Here is an 18,836-nt window from a genome sequence, read left to right on the forward strand (position 1 = left end):
ACCTAAAACCTGACACTTTAAACGCGAAACGATTTATATTCGATCGTCGACTACCGATAATGTTAAGAAAAAAAATTTCTTACCCTGAATGAACGAGTTCATACATGTCATCCACGATCACCCGCGCGGCATTCGGACGCCCCAGCATGGAGGCCCGATGCCCCATTCGAGCGAGCAGGTCCGGGGAACCGGCATAGTGTTGGATGCGCCCTGCCAGCCGTTCTCCCGTAAGATTTTTTTCCAGGATCAATTCAGCCGCTCCGGCCGCTACCATACTTTCGGCGTTCAGCCGCTGGTGGTCGTCGGCCGCGTGCGGGTAGGGGATGAATATGACGGCCTTGCCCAGCACCGTGACCTCGGCGACCGTGGTTGCACCGGCCCGGCAGATAATCAGGTCCGCCCTGCGGTACTGCTGCGCCATGTCGGTGAAAAACGCCTTGACGGTGCTGCTGACACCGCTTTCTGCATAGGCCTTTTGCATCGTCTCCACATCGTCGCTTCCGGTCTGGTGGATGACGTGAAGGCGATGGCGGCCTTCCATGAACGTCAGGGCCGAACGCATGGCCAGATTGATGCCATGCGCCCCCTGACTGCCGCCGACCACCAGGACGGTAAGCGCCTTCGCCGCATTGGCCCCGGTCTCACCAGCCTGCTCGAGCGGCGGTGTTGCCGCAAAAAATTCCCGGCGCACCGGGTTGCCCGTCACCAATGCCTTTTTTCCCGTCCGGATTCCCTTCGTCTCCGGGAAGGAAAGATAGAGGCGGTCGGCGATGTGTGACAGCCACCGGTTGGTGATGCCCGGCAGCACATTCTGCTCCTGGAGTGCGGTTTTCACGCCCATCATCCAGGCTGCGGCGACCACGGGGCCGGCCGAGTAGCCGCCCACACCCAGGACCAGGTCCGGCCTGAAGCTTTTCAGTATTTTCGCGGAGGCGTATAGGCTCATGGGCAGCAGCGTGAAGGCCCGGGCCTGTTTCAGCAGCCCCAGGTTCTTGATGCCCTGCACGCTGATGGCTGCATGGCAAAAGCCCTTTTCGCCAAGAATCGCGGTCTCGAACGGTTTGCCCGTCCCGATGAAAAGGACGCTGCTGTCGGTGTTTCTGGCAAGAACCTCCTCGGCAACCGCGATACCCGGAAAAAGGTGGCCGCCGGTACCGCCGCCGGCGATAACCAACCGCACGGGGCGGCTCTTTTCGGCGGCAGCCGGCTGTGCGTCACGGGACGGACGCTTTTCGGACGGGCGTGAGACAGCCCCCGCCTCCGGAAAAGGTCCTCCGGTATGTGCACAGGCACTACTTGGCATGCGTCCTCCCCGAATGCCGCGCGCCGATGTTCATAAGGATGCCGATAGACGCCATGTTGATCAGCAGGGACGTACCGCCGTAGCTTAAAAAGGGAAGGGTCAACCCCTTGGTCGGCAGCAGTCCCAGGGTCACGCCCATATTCACACAGACCTGCATCGCGATGGCGGCGATGATCCCCGTGGCCAGATAGGTTCCGAACGTATCGTCGGCATGGCGCGCAATGTGGATGCCGCGCCACAGAATGAGGGCATAGATCCCGATTATAAACAGGGCGCCCCAGAGCCCGAGCTCTTCTCCGATAACCGAAAAGATGAAATCCGTGTGGGGTTCCGGAAGATAGAAAAGTTTCTGATAGCCCTTGCCAATGCCGGTTCCCCAGATCCCCCCGGTGCCGAAAGCCATGAGTGAGTGCACGATCTGATAGCCTTCATCCGTTGGATATTGCCAGGGGTCGAGAAAGCTCAGGATGCGCCGCACCCGGTATTCGGCACTGAGCATGAAATAATATGCCAACGGCAGGATCAGCAGCAGCGCCGAGAGGAGGTGAAGGATGCGGACCCCCCCCACGAACATCATCATCCAGGCGATGGAGGCCAGTATGGCGACTGAACCGAAATCCGGCTGCATGAGGATCAGAATCGTGAACATGCCCAAGACAATCACGTGCGGCATAAATCCGACCGAGAAGTTCTTGATCATCTCCTGTTTTTTGCTCAGGGAGTATGCCAGGTAGATGATCAACGCCAGCCGGGCGAATTCCGACGGCTGAAAGGAGAGCGAACCGATCTGCAGCCACCGGAACGAGCCCCCGGCGGAAATCCCCAGAGAGGGGATTTGCACCGCAACCAACAGGACCAGGGCCGTGAGCAGAAGGGGATAGGTCAGGAGCCGGTAGATCCTGAAAGGCACATGGCTGCAGACAACCAGGGCGATAATCCCCGCCAGAGAAAAGAGCGCCTGCTTTTTCAGAAAATAATAGTCCGAACCGAACCGTTTCAATGCCAGGGCCGAGCTGGCGCTGTAAACCATGACGATGCCGATCCCCACCAGAAACAGCACGGCAAAGAGCAGGGTGACGTCGTATGTCGATGTTTGACTTTGCTTCATGCTACAGGCTCACCAGCTTCCGAATGCGGTTGTTGCAACCTTCTTTTCCTTGTTCCGTTTGTTTTGCCGCGCAATTCCAGTACATTTCACCGCAACTTCAGTGTGCTCATCGAGACCAGGGCCAGGGCGATGGCGATGATCCAGAAGCGGACGATAATTTTGGGTTCGGGCCAGCCCTTGAGTTCAAAGTGGTGATGGAGGGGGGCCATCCTGAAAATCCGTCCACCATTGGTCATTTTGAAGAAGCCCACCTGAAAAATGACCGACAGGGCTTCGATGACGAACAGCCCGCCGACGATTATCAGTAAAATCTCCTGCTTGGTTACCACCGCCACGACGCCGAGGGCGCCTCCCAGAGAGAGCGACCCTACATCTCCCATGAAGACCTGGGCCGGGTACGTGTTGAACCACAAAAATCCCAGTCCGGCTCCGGCGATGGCGCCGCAGAAAATGGTCAGCTCCCCACATCCCGCCACGTAGTTGATCTGCAGGTAATCGGCCATTTTTATATGCCCGGCCACGTATGCAAAGATCATGTAGGTGACCGCGGCGATGGTTACAGGGCCGATGGCGAGTCCATCCAACCCGTCGGTCAGGTTGACGGCATTGGATGCCCCCACGATGACCAGCACGGCAAACGGAATGTAGCCCAGGCCGAGATCCGGGCTAAATTGCTTGAAAAACGGGATGGTGACCCGGGTGTCGAAATCGGGGTTGAGATACAGCAGAAGACCGGCGAAGGCCGCCAGAACCACCTGGCTCGAAAATTTGGCTCCGGCGGTCAGCCCCTTGTTTCTTTTTTTGACCAGCATCAGGTAATCATCGGCAAAACCGATCAGCCCGTAGCCGCCGACGACACAAAGCGCGATCCAAACGTATCCGTTGGTCAGGTCCCCCCACAGAAGCGATGCCGTCACGATGGAGAAAAGGATGAGGATGCCGCCCATGGTGGGGGTTCCCGCTTTCGAAAGGTGGCTTTCGGGGCCGTCTTCCTGAATGTATTGGCCGACCTGCATTTTTTTGAGCCGGCGGATTACCCACGGACCGAGAATGAAACAGATCAGGAACGCCGTCAGGCTGGCGTATATGGTCCTGAAGGTAATGTAGCGGAATACGTTGAACGCCGAAAACGTGGTGTGCAACGGATATAGCAGGTGATAAAGCATGTTTTACCTTTACCCGAAGGTGTCGATCAGTTTCTTGACGATCTGTTCCATCCGCATACCGCGGGAGCCTTTTATCAAAACACAGTGCCGGGGACCGGTCCTGGCGATCAGCTGTTCGGTGATTATCGACAACGATCCGGCGACGATTTTTCCGGCGGCCATGCCGCCGTCGATAGCCCCCTGGGCCGTGTCACGCGCAAATTCGCCGGTCAGGTACAGCCTTTGGAGGCCCGCCGTGGCGGCGTGGTAGCCCACCTCCCGGTGCAGGCCGGCGGATGCGCTCCCCAGTTCCAGCATGTCGCCCAGCACGGCCACCCGCCGGTCATCCTGTCCCGTCTGCTTCAACGTGTCGAGCGCGGCTTTCACCGAGCCCGGATTCGCGTTGTATGTATCGTCGATGATGCGGGCGCCGTTGGCGAGCTTCCGAATATGCAGACGGCCGTTGACCGGTTTAAAGCGTTCCAGCCCCTTCTTGATGTCGTGCAGGGGGATACGCATCAAATAGGCGGCCGCAGCCGCGGCCAGCGCATTGGAGACCATGAAGAGACCCGGTGTTTCCAGAACCACTTCGATCGCGTCGGCGGGCACTTCCAGCAGAAAGGAGACGCTGTCCCCCATGTTTCTGATGCGGCTGGCGCGCACGGCGGCGCTTTGGGATGTGCCGAACAACAGCACGTCGCCGGGAGCATCCTCAGCCAGGGCGAGCACGTTGCGGTCATCGGCGTTCAGAACGGTCGTGCCGCCACGGTTCAGCTTTTCCAGAAGTTCACCTTTGGCGCGCAGTACCCCTTCCACCGATCTCAGGCCCTCCAGGTGGGCCGGGGCCACGTTGGTGATCATGCCGATGTCCGGGCGACAGATCTCCGCCAACCTGGCGATCTCGCCCGGCCGGTTCATGCCGAGTTCGAGCACGGCCAGGTTGTGGTTGCGCTGCAACCTGAGCAGGGTAAGGGGCAGGCCGATCTCGTTGTTGAAGTTGCCGGCGGTCGACAGCGTCATGTATTTCAGTCCGGTGATGTGGGTCAGCATGGTCCTGGTCGACGTTTTTCCGTTGGAACCGGTCAGGGCGATGATCGGGACCTGTACCCGGTTGCGATTGTAGGCCGCCAGGTCACCCAGGGCGCGGATCGTGTCGGCCACGCCGATGATGGTGCTGTCTCCGAAATCGGAGGTCCTGAACAGCGTGGCGCCGACCTTGGCTTTTTCCACCAGAACCCCTTTTATTCCGTCTTTCAAAACATTTTCCACAAACGTGTGGCCGTCATGCGTTTCTCCGGCGATAGCGACAAAAATGGCATCTCTGCCGATGGCCCTGGAGTCGATACTGATGCTGCCGAAAACACGGTCGCCCGTCCCCGACAACAGTTCCCCGCCCGTTGCGGCGAGGATATCGCTCGTGTTCCATGGTATGGGTTTCGTGTCGTTCATCGCCCGGTCTTACACCTTAAAAGATAGTGTGTTGTGTTGGGTGTTTTGTATTTTGCGAAGCCGAAGCTTTTCTCTCCATTACAATTTTCCGAACACCAAATAGGAAAAACCAAACACCAAAAACTAATTCCCAAGCGCTTCTTGCGCTTCCTGCATATCATCGAAGGGCAGGGTGCGCTTGCCCACGATCTGATAGGTCTCGTGTCCTTTTCCGGCGATGAGGACGATGTCGCCGGGGGCGGAGGCCTCGATGCCGAGGCGAATGGCGCTTCTCCGGTCCGGTTCCACAAGATACCCGCCCGTCTGCCATCCGTTTCGAATCTGTCCCGGGTTGTACTCGCGCCGGCACACCGTTTTCAGCCCCGGCAGGATGTCGTCGATAATGGCGGCCGGTTCTTCCAGGCGCGGGTTGTCCGAGGTGACGATGGTCAGATCCGACAGCCGGCCCGAAATCTCGCCCATCATGGAGCGTTTGGCCCTGTCGCGGTTGCCGCCGCAACCGAAGACGCAGATCAGCCGGCCGTGCCCGAGGGCCTTCAGGGCCTGCAGTACATTTTCAAGCGCGTCGGGCGTGTGCGCGTAATCCACGTAGACGTGCCGGTCGACCGGACCCGGGACCCTTTGGAGGCGGCCCGGAACCGCCGGAAGATTTTCTATGCCCGCTTTGAGTGCTTCCGGCGCCACATTCAGTGCCACGCCGATTCCGACGGCGCAGAGAATGTTCGCCAGGTTGAAGTGGCCGGTCAGTTTGGAGCGATATCCGAATTCGCCTGCCGGTGTCCGGATGACGCCTTCGATTCCCTGAATTCCGAGATCTGTCGACAGCGGGCGCACCATGGCTGCCGGCCCGTTTCCCACGGTGATGCACGGACAGGAAAGCTCCCGTACAAGTTCGCGCCCCCTTTCATCGTCTACGTTGACAACCGCCACACCGTCATCCGGGTTCAGGTGTTCGGTAAAAAGCCGTTTTTTACATTTCCAGTAGGACTGCATCTCCAGATGATAGTCCAGATGGTCCTGGGTGAGGTTGGTGAAGGCGCCCACATCGATGGCGCATTTGAATATTCTGTCGAGGTCGATGGCATGGGAGGAGACTTCCATGATCACATGGGACACTCTTTCCGCCAGCATTTCGGCCAGGATGCGCTGCAGGTCCAGCGATTCCGGCGTGGTAACGGGGTTGTCGAAAACCTTTTGGTTGTAGCGGTAGTTGACGGTTCCGATGACGCCCACGTTGAAACCGGACGATTGCAGCATGCGTTCGACAATGAATGTGGTCGTCGTTTTGCCGTTGGTGCCCGTGATGCCGGCGACGACCAGTTTCCTTGACGGATGGTCGTAAAAGCGGTCGGCGAGGGCGGCCAGCGCCTTACGGGTGTCGGCAACCCGATAGCAGGGGATATCCACTTTGACCGGCTTCTGGACGACGATGGCGGCGGCTCCCTTTTCGAGGGCATCGCCGATGAAATCGTGACCGTCGGACACCATGCCGCGGATGGCCACGAAAAGGCCGCCCGGCGCAACCTGCCTGGAGTCGTAATGGATGGAGCCGATGCGGCAGTCATCCGCTTTTGCAGGCGCTGCGAGAATCTTCTGGTCGATTCCCTGTATGAGGCGGTTCAACATCATCCCTGGTTAACCCCTGTGGACACTCTCAGTTTGTTCTTTTCGATTTCCGGTGGAATATTCAGGTAGTTCAAGGTTTCATGGGCAATTTTCCCGAAAGCGGGTGCGGCAACCGTTCCGCCGTAGTGCGATCCCTCGGGTTCGTCGACGACCACCAGGATAACGACTTCAGGCGATTTTGCAGGGGCGAAGCCCAGAAATGAGGATATATATTTCCCCGCGGCATAGGTGCCGTCGGTGTCGATTTTCTGGGCCGTCCCGGTTTTGCCGGAAACCGTATACCCTTCCAGGGCGGCATTGACGCCGGTCCCCCCTTCGGTGACGACGGTTTCCATGATGCGTTTCACGATACCGGCCGTTTTGGCCGACACCGCTTTCCCGACGATGTGGGGCTCGGTTTTCTGGATGATGGCTCCGTTGTGGTCCGTTACGGCGGCAACGATATAGGGTCGCATGAGGTCCCCGCCGTTGGCGATGGCCGAGGCGGCGGTCACCAGTTGAAGGGCCGAAACCGACATTCCCTGGCCGAAGGATATGGCGCCGGTGTCCACCCGTGTCCACCGCTTGGCGGGGGTGAGCACACCGGATGTCTCCCCGGGGCAGTCCAGTTTGGTTTTTTCCCCGAAGCCGAACCCGGTGAGGGTGCGGTGCAGGCAGTCGGGACCGACGGTTTCGACCACTTTGACAACACCGATATTGCTGGAATACTTTACAATTTGCTGCAGCGACAGCCAACCGCGGGGGTGGGTGTCGTGGATCACGTTCCTGCCGATGTGATAGACTCCGTTTTCGCAGTAGAAGATGGTGCTAGGGGTGCAACGGCCGGATTCGAGGGCGGCGGCGGCCGTGAAAATTTTCATGGTCGACCCGGGTTCGAAGGGGTCGGTGATTGCGCGGTTGCGCCAGGTATTTCGCGGAAAGTTCCCGAAATCGTTGGGGTTGAACAGGGGAATGTTGGCCATGGCCAGAATGGCTCCTGTTTCCGGGTCCATGACAATGGCCATTCCCGACTTGGCCGAGTGCTCTTCGATAGCTTCTTCCAGCGCTTTTTCGGCAATGAACTGGATCGTGCGGTCGATGGTGAGCACGATGTTTTTGGCATTGTCGACCACCGGTGTGGCCGCCGCCTCGTCCGGGTGTTCCTTGGCGAATCGGCGGCCCAGGGCATCCTTGAGGACCACCAGGCTGTTTTCCTGCCCCCGAAGCATACTGTCATAGTAGTATTCCACGCCTTCCAGGCCGTGACCGTCGGTGCCGGTAAAACCGAGCACCTGGGCGGCAAGCATCTTGTTGGGATAAAAACGGCTGTAGGCGGGTATGAAATCGATGCCCTCAAGGCCGAGGGCTTTCACTTCGCGCAATTCCTTGGGGGACGTTTGGCGTTTGACCCATATGAAGCTGCGCTGGGATCCGATCTTTTTTTCGAGTTTGCGCCTGTCGAGGTTCAGGATCTTGGCCAGCCTGGCGGCGGCACCCTTTTTGTCCTTTAACCGGTGAGGATAGGCGGCTATCGATGTGGTTTCGATGCTGACGGCCATCGCATGGTGGTTGCGGTCGAAGATCTGGCCGCGCTTGCTGGTGGTAACCAGGTCTTTTTCGTACTGGTTGGCCGCTTTTTCGGAAAGCCATCCGCTGCAGAACAGCTGCAGGTAAACGACCTTGATGCCGATGACCGTCATCAGCAAAAAAAAGAACAGGCCGACAATGCCTATTCGCATGTTGACGTATTTGTTTTTGTCGGCCTTTTTCTTCATGGCATGATGATGGTCTGATCGGCCTTGGGCATGATAAGGCCGAGTTTTTCGCCGGCAATGCGCGCGATGCGCTCCGGTGATTTCAAACGGGCCAATTCGATTTTGAGGTTGTTCTGATACGCCACCAGATTACCCCTTGTTTCAATTTCGGCGGCCACTTCGTAGCCGATACGGACATTGTTTACGCGGCACCACGTATAAAAAAAAAGTTCAGCCAGGAACAACAGCAGGATGGCGAGCCACACCCCGGTCAATCTTGTTTTCGGGTTTTTCCTTACGGGCATACCTTCACCGCCGCTCTCAATCTGGTACTGCGTGCCATCGGGTTGACGGCGATTTCTTCGGCAGACGGCCGCCGCGCCTTTTTCGTGAGCACCTGTAGCTGGGCCTTCCTCCCGCAGGCACACACGGGAAGGTCCGGCGGGCAGGTGCATGGGTTTTCCAGCATGCGCAAGCGGTGCTTGACGATCCGATCCTCCAGTGAATGAAACGCAAGAATACAGATACGGCCACCCGGCTTTAGAAAATCGACGGCGGTGTCCAAAAACTGCTCCAGGCGTTCCAGTTCCCTGTTGACGGCTATGCGCAGTGCCATGAAAACGCGCGTTGCCGGGTGCAACCCCGGTTTGCGCAACGCTTGCGGCACACACCGGCTCACGATGTCCGCCAGCTGGCTGCTGAAGCGTATCGCCTCTTTTTTTCTTTCCATGGTGATGCGTCGGGCTATCTGCCCGGCCCGGGGCTCCTCGCCGTAGCGTTTGAATAACCGCCTGAGTTCGGATTCATCCAGGTCGTTTACCAGATGCTCCGCCGTGATGTCGGAACGGATGTCCATGCGCATATCCAGCGGTTCTTCCCTGCTGAAGCTGAACCCGCGTCCGGATGAAGCTATATGGTGGAACGATATACCAAGGTCGAGAAGCATGCCGTCCACGGCAGGGATGTTCAGCCGGGATAGCAGATCCGACATTTGTACGAAATTGCCGTGAAAGAGGTGGACCGTCGCATTGAAATGGTTGAGGGTGCAAAGGGCATTGTCGATAGCATCGCGATCCTGGTCCATGCCGACGAATATGCCGCCGGGCTCGATGGCACTGCAGAGAGCGGCGGCATGTCCGGACCCGCCAACCGTTCCATCGAAAAAGATGTTTCCGGGCTTGGGGTCCAGCAGCTGCAAAACTTCCGTAAGCATAACCGGGATATGCGCATAGCCCATCGGGTCAAATTCCCAGTTTTGCGATTTCGTTGCGGACTTCCTCCTTTTGCATGTCTTTCTCCATGAAGCCGTTTTCCTTGTCCCAGTTCTGGCGGGACCAGATTTCAAAGTGGTCCAGAACCCCCACCATGACGATTTCCCGGTCAAGGCCGGCATATTCCCTCAGTGTCGGGGGGATCAGGATGCGGTCCTGACGGTCACAGCCGCACTCGAAGGCGCCGCCGATGAACACCCGCCGAAAGCGGCGCATGGCGTCGCTTTTCTCCGCCAGGGAGAGAATTTTTGCTTCGATTTTTTCCCAATCCGGCAGGGTGTATGCCACGAGGCCGTTATCCATCCGCGAAATCATCAGACAGGCGTTTTCGCTTTTCTGAATGGGCGTACGAAACCGTTTGGGAATGATGATTCTTCCCTTGGTGTCGATGGTATGGAAAGAGCTTCCCCGAAACATAATTCACCAATAATATCCACTTAAATCCACTTTCTGGCGATAAAAACCTATTATTGAAAAAAAGTCAAGAAAAAATTTAAATAATTCCGATATTTTTTATAATAATTATTGAGTGTTAATCAAAAATAAGGAAAAATTTAAAGATGTGGATCTTTGTGGGGGAAATTTTATTGAATAGGAATTTTATGGTCTAAGGAGGGGACAGCGTCAAAATTGCGATTATTTAACGGTTAAAAGTTGACAATAAATCGGCAGGGTTGATACTGATTAGCGCATGCATATTCGACAGTTCAGATACGCTTCAGACAACTTAAGTTATTTGATTTATGGAGAAAATCAGGCTTTAGCCATTGACGGTGGCGCTGTCGACGAGATTCTGGGGTTTATCGGGGATGCCGGCCTGGAGCTTTCAGCCGTTACCAACACCCACTCCCATGCGGACCACACCTCGGGAAATCAGGCGCTTCTGGAAAAGACCCGGGCCCGCTATCAGGATCACCGTGCGCTGGCGCATGCAGGGGAATTGTCGCTGGAAAAGGAGATTATCCAGGTTTACCCGACCCCCGGCCATACGCTCGATTCGGTCGTGTTTCACTGGAACAAGATGCTGATAACCGGCGACACCCTGTTTAACGGCACGGTGGGGACCTGTTTTTCAGGCGATCTCAAGGCCTTTCACCGCTCTATCCGGCGGTTGGTCAAACTGCCTGAAGATACGCTGATCTATGCCGGTCATGATTACCTGGAATATGCCATGGCGTTTGCCAGGCTCGTAGAACCCGGCAACCGGGAAATCGACGGCTATCTCGAGGCCTATCGGCCGGCGCATGTTGTTTCAGAACTGGGGGATGAATTGAAAGTCAATCCATTTCTGCGGTACAACCACCCGGAGATGATTGAGATCCTGAAGGAGCGCGGTTATGCCGTCGCTTCGGAATACGAACGGTTCGAAGGGGTCATGCACCTGGAATAAAAATGAAAATGTACGCAACGAGCCCCCTGAAAAAAGAAAAAGCATGCGCGCCGGTGACCGTCGGATCCGAGGAGGGCTTGAGCACCCTGGTTACAAACATCAAACGGCAGGCGGCCGGGATGCTTGCGGGGCACTCGAGGAGCCACGACTGGGAGCACACCCAGCGGGTTTTCCGGTTGTGCCGCCACATCGGGTCGGTCGAGGGAGTGGACATGGAGGTGGTTCTTGCCGCCGCCTGCCTGCACGACATCGGGCGCCGTTATCAGGACAGGTCAGGCGGGAAGGTGTGCCATGCCTTGAAGGGCATGGAACTGGCGCGTCCGATCGTCGAACCATTGCCGATTTCGGAGGACCGCAGGGCCAACATTCTGCATTGCATCGCGGCGCATCGTTTTCGCAAACCGCCGGCGCCGGCAACCCCGGAGGCCAGGGTTCTGTTTGACGCCGACAAACTGGATGCCATCGGCGCCGTAGGGGTTGCCAGGGCGTATTTGTTTGCCGGTGAAGTGGGCGCCCGGCTGCACAATTCCGATGCGAATGTGGCGGAAACCAGCGCCTACTCGTCTGAAGATACCGGGTTTCGGGAGTTTACGGTCAAGTTGTCCAAAATCAGGGACCGCATGTTAACCGGTGAGGGCATGCGGATAGCGGCTGGCCGGCATGCGTTCATGGCGGCGTTTTTTGAACGGTTGGAAGCCGAACACAGGGGCGATCTGTAGGCGTGGCCGGGTCGAAAACCTATTTTGACCAAATATTGAACACTCCCCGCAGCAAGCGTAAGGGGAATCTCCACCGTAAGGAATTCTATCACTTATGATTCGCTCGCTTACCCTGCAGCAAGCTGCAGGGAATGCGCTCGCTGTCTCGGTTCAAAAACGGTTTTAATTCCGGGATGGATGTACACGTACGCGTCTCTCGGAACATCCTTAAAACGATAAGGAGCGGTTTATGAGCATCAATGTCGTAGACAAGATCGACGGATTGGTAAAAGTGAGGCACGTGCTTATCAGTGTTTCGGACAAAAGGGGCCTCGAGGCGTTCATTCCACGCCTGGTGGAGCTCAGTCCGGAAACAAAATTTTTGAGCACCGGGGGTACGTACAGCCGCCTGAAGGAGATCATGGGCGCAACGGCGGACACCCGCCTCAGTCAGGTGGCGGATTACACCGGGCAGCCGGAAACCCAGGGCGGACTGGTAAAAACACTGGACTTCAAGATCTATTTGGGCCTGCTGACGGAAACCTACAACGAGGCCCATCAGCAGGATTTGGCCAGGACGCAGAGCGTTCCCATCGACATGGTCGTTGTCAACCTGTATCCCTTCCGGGAAACCATTGCCAAGGAAGGGGTGACCGTGGAGCAGGCCCGCGGCAACATCGACATCGGAGGTCCGTGCATGATCCGTGCTTCGGCCAAGAATTTTATCCGGGTCGCATCGGTGGTGGATCCGGACGATTACCCCGCCATACTGGACGAGTTGGCGGAAAACGGCGGTGCGACGTCGCTGGATCTCCGGTTCCGCCTGGCGCAGAAGGCCTTCGGGCACACGGCGGAATACGATGGCACCATCCGGGATTTTTTAAGGGCCAAAACCGTTGGGGAGGTGGATGGCTGCTACGAGAAAGATTGAGAACATTTCCTGTTTTCGTGATGGTTCCGATTTTTCGAAAAGACAAGGAGTTCAAACCAGAGGAGGCTTGTCATGGCCGATGACCTGAAAAAGATGTACCGCACCATCGTGGACGACCACTTCCCGCCGAAGATGGAAATCAGCTTCGTGGACGACAACCAGCGGCAGACGCTTTTTTACGAAAAGGTGATCTGGCGCGTCGGCGGCGTCGACAAAGGATTGAGGTACGGCGAAAATCCGGGGCAGGAAGCGGCCCTGTACCGGCTTGCAAACGGCAACCTGGTATTGGGTGAGACCCAAACCATTCAACCCGGGCAATATCTGGCCTCGGACATCGAGCTGCTGCAGTCCGGCAAGCATCCCGGGAAGACCAACCTGACGGATGCCGACAATTCCCTCAACATTCTCAGGTATTTTGTCGATCGGCCCACCGTGGTGATCGTCAAGCACAACAACCCCTGCGGTGTCGCCCAGGCGGATTCGCTGGAGGAGGCTTACGTCAAGGCCAACATGGCGGACCGCGTAGCGGCGTTCGGCGGCTGCATCGCGGCCAACAGGGCGGTGGACCGGGCGGCCGCCGAAGCCATTGCCGGCCAGTATGCCGAGGTGGTGGTGGCGCCGGACTTCGAGGACGGTGTCATGGCTGTTTTCGAAAAGAAGAAAAATCTCAGGGTGATAAGAATCGGCAATATCGACCGACTGCAGACGTTTGTCGGACAGCGCTGCGTCGAGTTCAAAAGCCTGATCGACGGCGGCATCATCGCCCAGTGGTCCTTTGTCCCGGCCGCCAGGACCAAGGAAGACCTCACGCCGGCCAGTTGCGAGTACAAAGGCAAGACCTACACCATAGGGAGGGAGCCGAACGAAAAAGAGTATGCCGACATGCTGTTCGGGTGGCTGGTGGAATCCGGCATCACCTCCAATTCGGTCATTTATGTCAAAGACCTGGTAACGATCGGCATCGGCACCGGAGAGCAGGACAGGGTCGGGGTGGCCGAAATCGCCCGGGACAAAGCCTACCGGAAACTGGCGGATCGGTTGTGCTTTGAGAAGCACGGCATTTCCTACAACGACATGCAAGACCCGGAGGCGAGGGCCGAACTGGATCAAGCGGTGGCGGCAGCCAGGGGCGGCCTCGTCGGTGCGGCCATGGTCAGCGACGCCTTCTTCCCGTTCAGGGACGGTATCGACGTGGGCATCCGCGAGGGGGTTTCCTGTGTCATCCAGCCCGGAGGATCGGCAAACGACTATCAGTCCATCGAAGCCTGCAATGAGGCGGGGGTGGCCATGGTGTACACCGGGCAGCGCAGCTTCAAGCACTAACGTGAAATGGCCGCGTCGCTACGGAGCGGCAATTTCACGTTGAAGGTTTGCCCGTTTGATGATAAAAGAGACCGGTTCGAATCCAATCGTAAAAGGGAAATGATCGGTACCGCAACGGCGGTGTTTACAAAAGAATATTCATGCAGGCGGTGAGAAGATGAATGAGATTGTGTTCAGTTCCTGGGGAAACCGGATAACCGACAAGCGCGATGTTTCGAAACAGAATGCGGGCGTACGGCCTTCTCTGCCCGAGACATTCAGGCAGGATGAAGCGATCAAGGCCTTTATCGGATGGGACGGCATCGTAATCCGTTCCGACGATGTCGACATTGTGGACCTTTGCCGGGCATATATGGCTGCGGTGCGCGACCAGTCGTGCGGAAAATGCATTCCCTGCCAGACCGGTACGAATGTCATGGCCGCCATTCTCGACAAAATCTGCCGCGGCGAAGGAACTCCCGCCGATGTGGAGCGCCTGGGCGAGGTGGCGGGGGTGGTGAGCAGTTCGGCCAAATGCGGCGTGGGCAAAACGGGCCCCATTGCACTGATGCACGCCCTGACGTATTTTCCGGATGCCTTTGCCGAGGCCGTCAGCGGCAAGGCCCCCGTGAAAGCCGGGACTTACTACACCAACGTTACCGCCCCCTGTATGGACGCGTGCCCGATCCATCTCGATATTCCGCAATACGTAGAACTTATCAAGGAGGGAAAATTCGAAAAGGCCCTGGACGTGATCCGATGCCGGCTTCCGGTCCCGGGCATTGTCGGCCGCGTCTGTGTACGCCCCTGCGAAGAGAACTGCCGCCGAGCCAACCTTGACGAAGCCGTTTCCATCAAGTACCTGAAGCGGTTCGTTGCCGACCACGAACTGGCCATGCACAGGGCACCGAACTATGTGATCGAACCGTCTGCCAAGACCGGCAAGGTGGCCGTCGTGGGGGCCGGTCCGGCAGGGGTTACCTGCGCATATCAACTGGCTAAAAAGGGGCATGCCGTGACCGTTTTCGAAGGCCTCGGAGAGCCGGGCGGCATGTCGGCGATGGGTATCCCGGATTATCGTCTGCCACGCCATATCCTGCGTGGGGAGGTGGAGAGGATACAGGAGATGGGCGTCGACATCCGGTACAACACGGCTGTGGGCAGGGACGTGAAGCTCTCACAACTGGAGGAGGATTACGACGCCGTGTTCATCGGCATCGGCGCCCAGGGAAGCTCCCCCATGCGGGTCGAGGGCGAGGACAAGGGATACAAGGGGTTCATCCCCGGAGTGCAGTACCTCAAAGAAATCAACGAAGGCCGCGATCCTTACCCGGAGGGCAAACGGGTTGTGGTGATCGGCGGCGGCAACGTGGCCATCGACTGCGTCAGGTGCTCCTTCAGGATCAACAAGGAGGATGTCAACCTGGTTTATCGGCGGACACGGGCGGAAATGCCGGCCGATGAAGTCGAAATTGTGGACGCCGAGGAAGAGAAGGTGCAGTTTCACTTTCTGACGACACCCGTCAGAATCCTGGAAGAGAACGGCGTGGTGACGGGCCTGGAGTGTATCCGCATGAAGCTGGGGGCGCCCGACAAAAGCGGCCGCCGTCGTCCCGTGCCGATCGAGGGCTCCGAGTTTGTTTTTGACTGCGACACGGTTGTGCCGGCCATCGGCCAGCGCGTGGATCTTTCCCTTTTGGAGGGTGTCGACGGGGTGGAGACGACCGCCTGGAACACCATCATTGTGGACGGCGTCACCAAGCAGACCAGCCGTCCCAAGCTTTTTTCGGCCGGCGACTGTGAAACCGGCCCCGGGGCACTGATCACGGCCTGTGCAGGGGGGCGCAAGGCCGCCCAGAGCATCGACCGCCAGATCAACGGACTGCCACTCGAGTACACGGACAACGACCGCTTTCACGAACTGTTTGCCGGCATCAAGGTCTACGATCCGGACGAAAACCTGGGAGATATTGGAAAACGCAGCCGCAAGCACCTGGAGATGATGCCGCCGGACACGCGCAAGTATGTTTTCGACGAAGTGGAAAAAGGGTACACGACGCCCGATGCAAGGGAAGAGGCCCGGCGCTGCCTGCGTTGCTACCGGATTTCCATGGTGGCCGTATAAAAAAATAACCTTTCCCGCGTCAGCACGCGGGAAAGGTTATTTTAAACGGATGCGGACGGCATTCGCATGCGCCCCCAGACCTTCCACTTCGGCCAGCCGCATGACGTCTGCGGCTTCCTTCCTGAATGCATCTTTCGAGTATTGGATGATGCTGGACTTTTTCATGAAATGATCCACGGACAGGGCAGAGGCATACCGGGCGGTTCCGGCCGTCGGCAGCACGTGGTTCGGGCCGGCCATGTAGTCACCCACCGGCTCCGGGGTGTAGTCGCCTAAAAATATGGCCCCTGCGTTGCGGATGAGGGCGATGCGGCTCAGGGGGTCTTTTATCTGGAGCTCCAGGTGCTCGGGGGCAATTCGGTTGGCGAAATCGACGGCGGTGCCTATGTCCGGGACGACCATGAGGGCCCCGTAGCGTTGCAGTGATGCGGCGGCCGTTTCATGGCGGGCAAGCGCCGTCAGCTGGGTTTTCAGTTCGGCGGACACGGCTCCGGCCGTTTCTCGAGAAGTCGTCACTAAAACAGCGGAGGAGAGCGGATCGTGTTCGGCCTGTGAAAGCAGATCCGCGGCGATGTAGGCGGGGTTGGCGGAGTCATCGGCGATCACGAGAATCTCACTGGGGCCGGCGATCATATCGATGCCCACCTCTCCGGCCACCAGCTTTTTAGCGAGGGTTACATAGATATTGCCCGGTCCTACGATGACATTCGCCCGGGGAACGGTTTGCGTACCGTAGGCCAGGGCTGCAACAGCCCAGGCGCTGCCTACTTTGTACACTTCATCGACACCCGCCTTTCGGGCGGCCACCAGCAGATGGGGGTCCACACCGCCGTCGCGCATGGGGGGGGTCACCATGCAGATTTTTCCGACACCGGCGATGTTGGCGGGAATGGCTCCCATCAGCACGGTGGAGACCAGTGGCGTTTTACCGCCCTTACCGCCGGGAACGTATACACCGGCGGCATCGACAGGCCGGACGACCTGACCGAGAAGGGTTCCTTCCCGTTCGACATTGATCCATGAGGAGGTCCGCTGCTGCCGGTGAAAGTGCTTGATTTGCCTGCAGGCGCGGTTCAGCGCCTTCACAAAGGCCCGGTCCACCTTCTTGGGTGCGGCCGCCATTTCCTCCCGGCTGACCACGAGTTGTTCCCGTTGCAGCTTCGGGGCATCGAAACGGCGGGTATAGTCCAAGAGCGCGTCGTCGCCGTTTTTCTTGACGTCGTCGATGATGCGGGCCACCGCGGTCACGTCTTTCTTCCTGAAACCGATGGAGCGGTTTTCGATGGCCCTTAACTTTTTTTCCGCCTCGGGTGACGGGTATCGAAATATTTTCATGATCATAATATTGTATAGCTTTTTTGGAAAAAATCTATCCTTATTGTTGAACGATCTTAAAAAATAATAGCGGCGCAGCCGCCTCACATAAAAACCGCCGCAGGCGTTTTTTATTTTGTTTGACATTGAAGCGGCGATCGTTCAAAAGTTTAACGTTACACGGCTATAGTAGTTGTCGGAAAAATATTTCGCTGAAAATATGTTTATCTCGATCATTTTTAAAATTTGAAACGCTCAGCTTAGGTAACATCAAGTGACGCACGGCAACAAAGGAGATTGGGTTATGACGGACAACAGAATTTACAACTTCAATGCGGGGCCGGCGGCTCTGCCCCTGAGCGTGCTGGAAGAAATTCGGGACGCCTTTCTGGATTTCAAGGGGTCCGGCATGTCGATTACCGAAGTGAGCCACAGATCCAAGTGGTTCGACGAGGTGATCAACGATGCGGTCGAGCGCCTCAAGCGCATCCTCAACCTGGACGACCGGTTTACGGTTCTGTTCCTCCAGGGAGGTGCCAGTATGCAATTCTGCATGATACCGATGAACTTTTTGGCCGCCGGCGGGCACGCGGATTATGTCAATACGGGGACGTGGTCCACCAAAGCGATCAAGGAAGCCCGGATCCAGGGAAAGAAGGTCGACGTGGTGGCTTCCTCGGAAGACAAGAACTTTTCGTATATTCCCGAAAATATCACCTTCAGCGAGGGGGCCGTATACACGCATATCACCTCGAACAACACCATCAAGGGAACCCAGTGGGCGGCATTTCCGGATACCGGGGGCACCCCCTTGATTGCGGACATGTCTTCCGACATTTTGAGCCGGCCGTTCGATGCCGATAAATTCGGACTGTTCTATGCCGGCGCACAGAAAAATATGGGGCCGGCGGGTGTTTGTGTGGCCGTCATCCGCGACGATTTCCTGTCGATGGTGCCGGAAGGGATTCCCACCATGCTGAAATATTCGACGTTTGCCGCCAAGAATTCCATGTTCAACACCCCGCCCTGCTTTGCCGTCTACACGGTTCAACTGGTGCTCAAATGGCTGGAGGAGGATATCGGCGGTCTTGAAAAGATGGCGGCCCGGAACCGAAGGAAAGCCGAGATGCTGTACGGTTTAATCGACGCCAGTGATTTTTACAGGGGGACGGCCGCCCGGAACAGCCGTTCCATGATGAATGTAACCTTCCGCCTGCCCACGGAAGATCTGGAGAAGGCATTTGTTCAGGACGCCCTGGACAACGGGCTGGGCGGCTTGAAAGGGCACCGCTCCGTGGGGGGCTGCCGGGCGTCCATCTACAACCCGACGCCCATGGCGGCCGTCGAGGCGCTTTGTGATTTCATGAAGACGTTCGAAAGCAAGAAGGGGTAAAACCCCCCCCGTTGCAACAACTTCAAGAGCCCTGCAGTTGCCTGCAGG

At 57.5% G+C, this 18,836-nt stretch carries 16 protein-coding genes; 6 read left to right on the top strand and 10 right to left on the bottom strand.

Features of this window, described 5'->3' with window-relative positions; all coding sequences use genetic code 11:
* Window positions 1-79: 79 nt before the first annotated feature.
* From murG to mraZ, 9 genes are all read right to left on the bottom strand, one after another.
* Window positions 80-1,303, bottom strand: a complete 1,224-nt coding sequence (gene murG, locus LJE94_02480) for an undecaprenyldiphospho-muramoylpentapeptide beta-N-acetylglucosaminyltransferase (GenBank protein MCG6908973.1) — start codon at window positions 1,301-1,303, stop codon at window positions 80-82.
* Complete coding sequence (gene ftsW, locus LJE94_02485) at window positions 1,293-2,411, bottom strand: putative lipid II flippase FtsW (protein MCG6908974.1); 1,119 nt, start codon at window positions 2,409-2,411, stop codon at window positions 1,293-1,295. Before ftsW ends, murG begins: the two co-directional genes overlap by 11 nt.
* Window positions 2,412-2,497: 86 nt before the next feature.
* The gene (mraY, locus tag LJE94_02490; protein MCG6908975.1) at window positions 2,498-3,577 is read right to left on the bottom strand and encodes a phospho-N-acetylmuramoyl-pentapeptide-transferase; all 1,080 of its coding nucleotides are present in this window, start codon (window positions 3,575-3,577) and stop codon (window positions 2,498-2,500) included.
* Window positions 3,578-3,586: 9 nt separating this feature from the next.
* A complete protein-coding gene (locus LJE94_02495; GenBank protein ID MCG6908976.1) occupies window positions 3,587-5,005 on the bottom strand; it encodes a UDP-N-acetylmuramoyl-tripeptide--D-alanyl-D-alanine ligase in 1,419 nt (472 codons plus the stop codon).
* 123 nt (window positions 5,006-5,128) lie between these two features.
* Window positions 5,129-6,634, bottom strand: coding sequence for a UDP-N-acetylmuramoyl-L-alanyl-D-glutamate--2,6-diaminopimelate ligase (locus LJE94_02500; protein MCG6908977.1), 1,506 nt, complete (start codon window positions 6,632-6,634; stop codon window positions 5,129-5,131).
* Window positions 6,631-8,385 carry a penicillin-binding protein 2 gene (locus LJE94_02505; GenBank protein ID MCG6908978.1) on the bottom strand — a complete coding sequence of 585 codons (1,755 nt, stop codon included), beginning with the start codon at window positions 8,383-8,385 and terminating at the stop codon, window positions 6,631-6,633. The genes LJE94_02500 and LJE94_02505 overlap by 4 nt, the downstream gene beginning before the upstream one ends.
* Window positions 8,382-8,669: a cell division protein FtsL gene (locus LJE94_02510; GenBank protein MCG6908979.1), complete on the bottom strand. Its 288-nt coding sequence runs from the start codon at window positions 8,667-8,669 to the stop codon at window positions 8,382-8,384. The genes LJE94_02505 and LJE94_02510 overlap by 4 nt, the downstream gene beginning before the upstream one ends.
* Entirely contained in the window at window positions 8,660-9,601 is a 942-nt protein-coding gene (gene rsmH / locus LJE94_02515) for a 16S rRNA (cytosine(1402)-N(4))-methyltransferase RsmH (protein MCG6908980.1), read from the bottom strand. The genes LJE94_02510 and rsmH overlap by 10 nt, the downstream gene beginning before the upstream one ends.
* A 4-nt stretch (window positions 9,602-9,605) precedes the next feature.
* Window positions 9,606-10,052 carry a division/cell wall cluster transcriptional repressor MraZ gene (gene mraZ, locus LJE94_02520; GenBank protein MCG6908981.1) on the bottom strand — a complete coding sequence of 149 codons (447 nt, stop codon included), beginning with the start codon at window positions 10,050-10,052 and terminating at the stop codon, window positions 9,606-9,608.
* A 274-nt stretch (window positions 10,053-10,326) separates the two neighbouring features.
* Here mraZ and LJE94_02525 point away from each other — a divergent pair, with 274 nt between their 5' ends.
* The 5 genes from LJE94_02525 to LJE94_02545 all read left to right on the top strand — a co-directional run bounded on the left by LJE94_02525 (window position 10,327) and on the right by LJE94_02545 (window position 16,081).
* Entirely contained in the window at window positions 10,327-11,025 is a 699-nt protein-coding gene (locus LJE94_02525; protein MCG6908982.1) for an MBL fold metallo-hydrolase, read from the top strand.
* Between the two features lie 2 nt (window positions 11,026-11,027).
* A complete protein-coding gene (locus LJE94_02530) occupies window positions 11,028-11,744 on the top strand; it encodes an HD domain-containing protein (protein MCG6908983.1) in 717 nt (238 codons plus the stop codon).
* Window positions 11,745-11,973: 229 nt separating this feature from the next.
* Window positions 11,974-12,654 (top strand): hypothetical protein, encoded by a 681-nt coding sequence (locus tag LJE94_02535; protein MCG6908984.1) that lies wholly within the window; start codon window positions 11,974-11,976, stop codon window positions 12,652-12,654.
* Window positions 12,655-12,726: 72 nt separating this feature from the next.
* Window positions 12,727-13,977 carry an IMP cyclohydrolase gene (locus LJE94_02540; GenBank protein ID MCG6908985.1) on the top strand — a complete coding sequence of 417 codons (1,251 nt, stop codon included), beginning with the start codon at window positions 12,727-12,729 and terminating at the stop codon, window positions 13,975-13,977.
* A 157-nt stretch (window positions 13,978-14,134) separates the two neighbouring features.
* Window positions 14,135-16,081: an FAD-dependent oxidoreductase gene (locus tag LJE94_02545; protein MCG6908986.1), complete on the top strand. Its 1,947-nt coding sequence runs from the start codon at window positions 14,135-14,137 to the stop codon at window positions 16,079-16,081.
* 36 nt (window positions 16,082-16,117) lie between these two features.
* On the opposite strand, the gene hisD is transcribed toward LJE94_02545, so the two are convergent.
* Entirely contained in the window at window positions 16,118-17,416 is a 1,299-nt protein-coding gene (gene hisD, locus LJE94_02550) for a histidinol dehydrogenase (protein ID MCG6908987.1), read from the bottom strand.
* A gap of 283 nt (window positions 17,417-17,699) precedes the next feature.
* On the opposite strand from hisD, the gene serC reads away from it, so the two are divergent.
* Window positions 17,700-18,788, top strand: coding sequence for a 3-phosphoserine/phosphohydroxythreonine transaminase (gene serC / locus LJE94_02555; protein MCG6908988.1), 1,089 nt, complete (start codon window positions 17,700-17,702; stop codon window positions 18,786-18,788).
* Window positions 18,789-18,836: the final 48 nt, after the last annotated feature.

This window comes from Deltaproteobacteria bacterium (assembly GCA_022340465.1).
Taxonomy (GTDB): domain Bacteria; phylum Desulfobacterota; class Desulfobacteria; order Desulfobacterales; family B30-G6; genus JAJDNW01.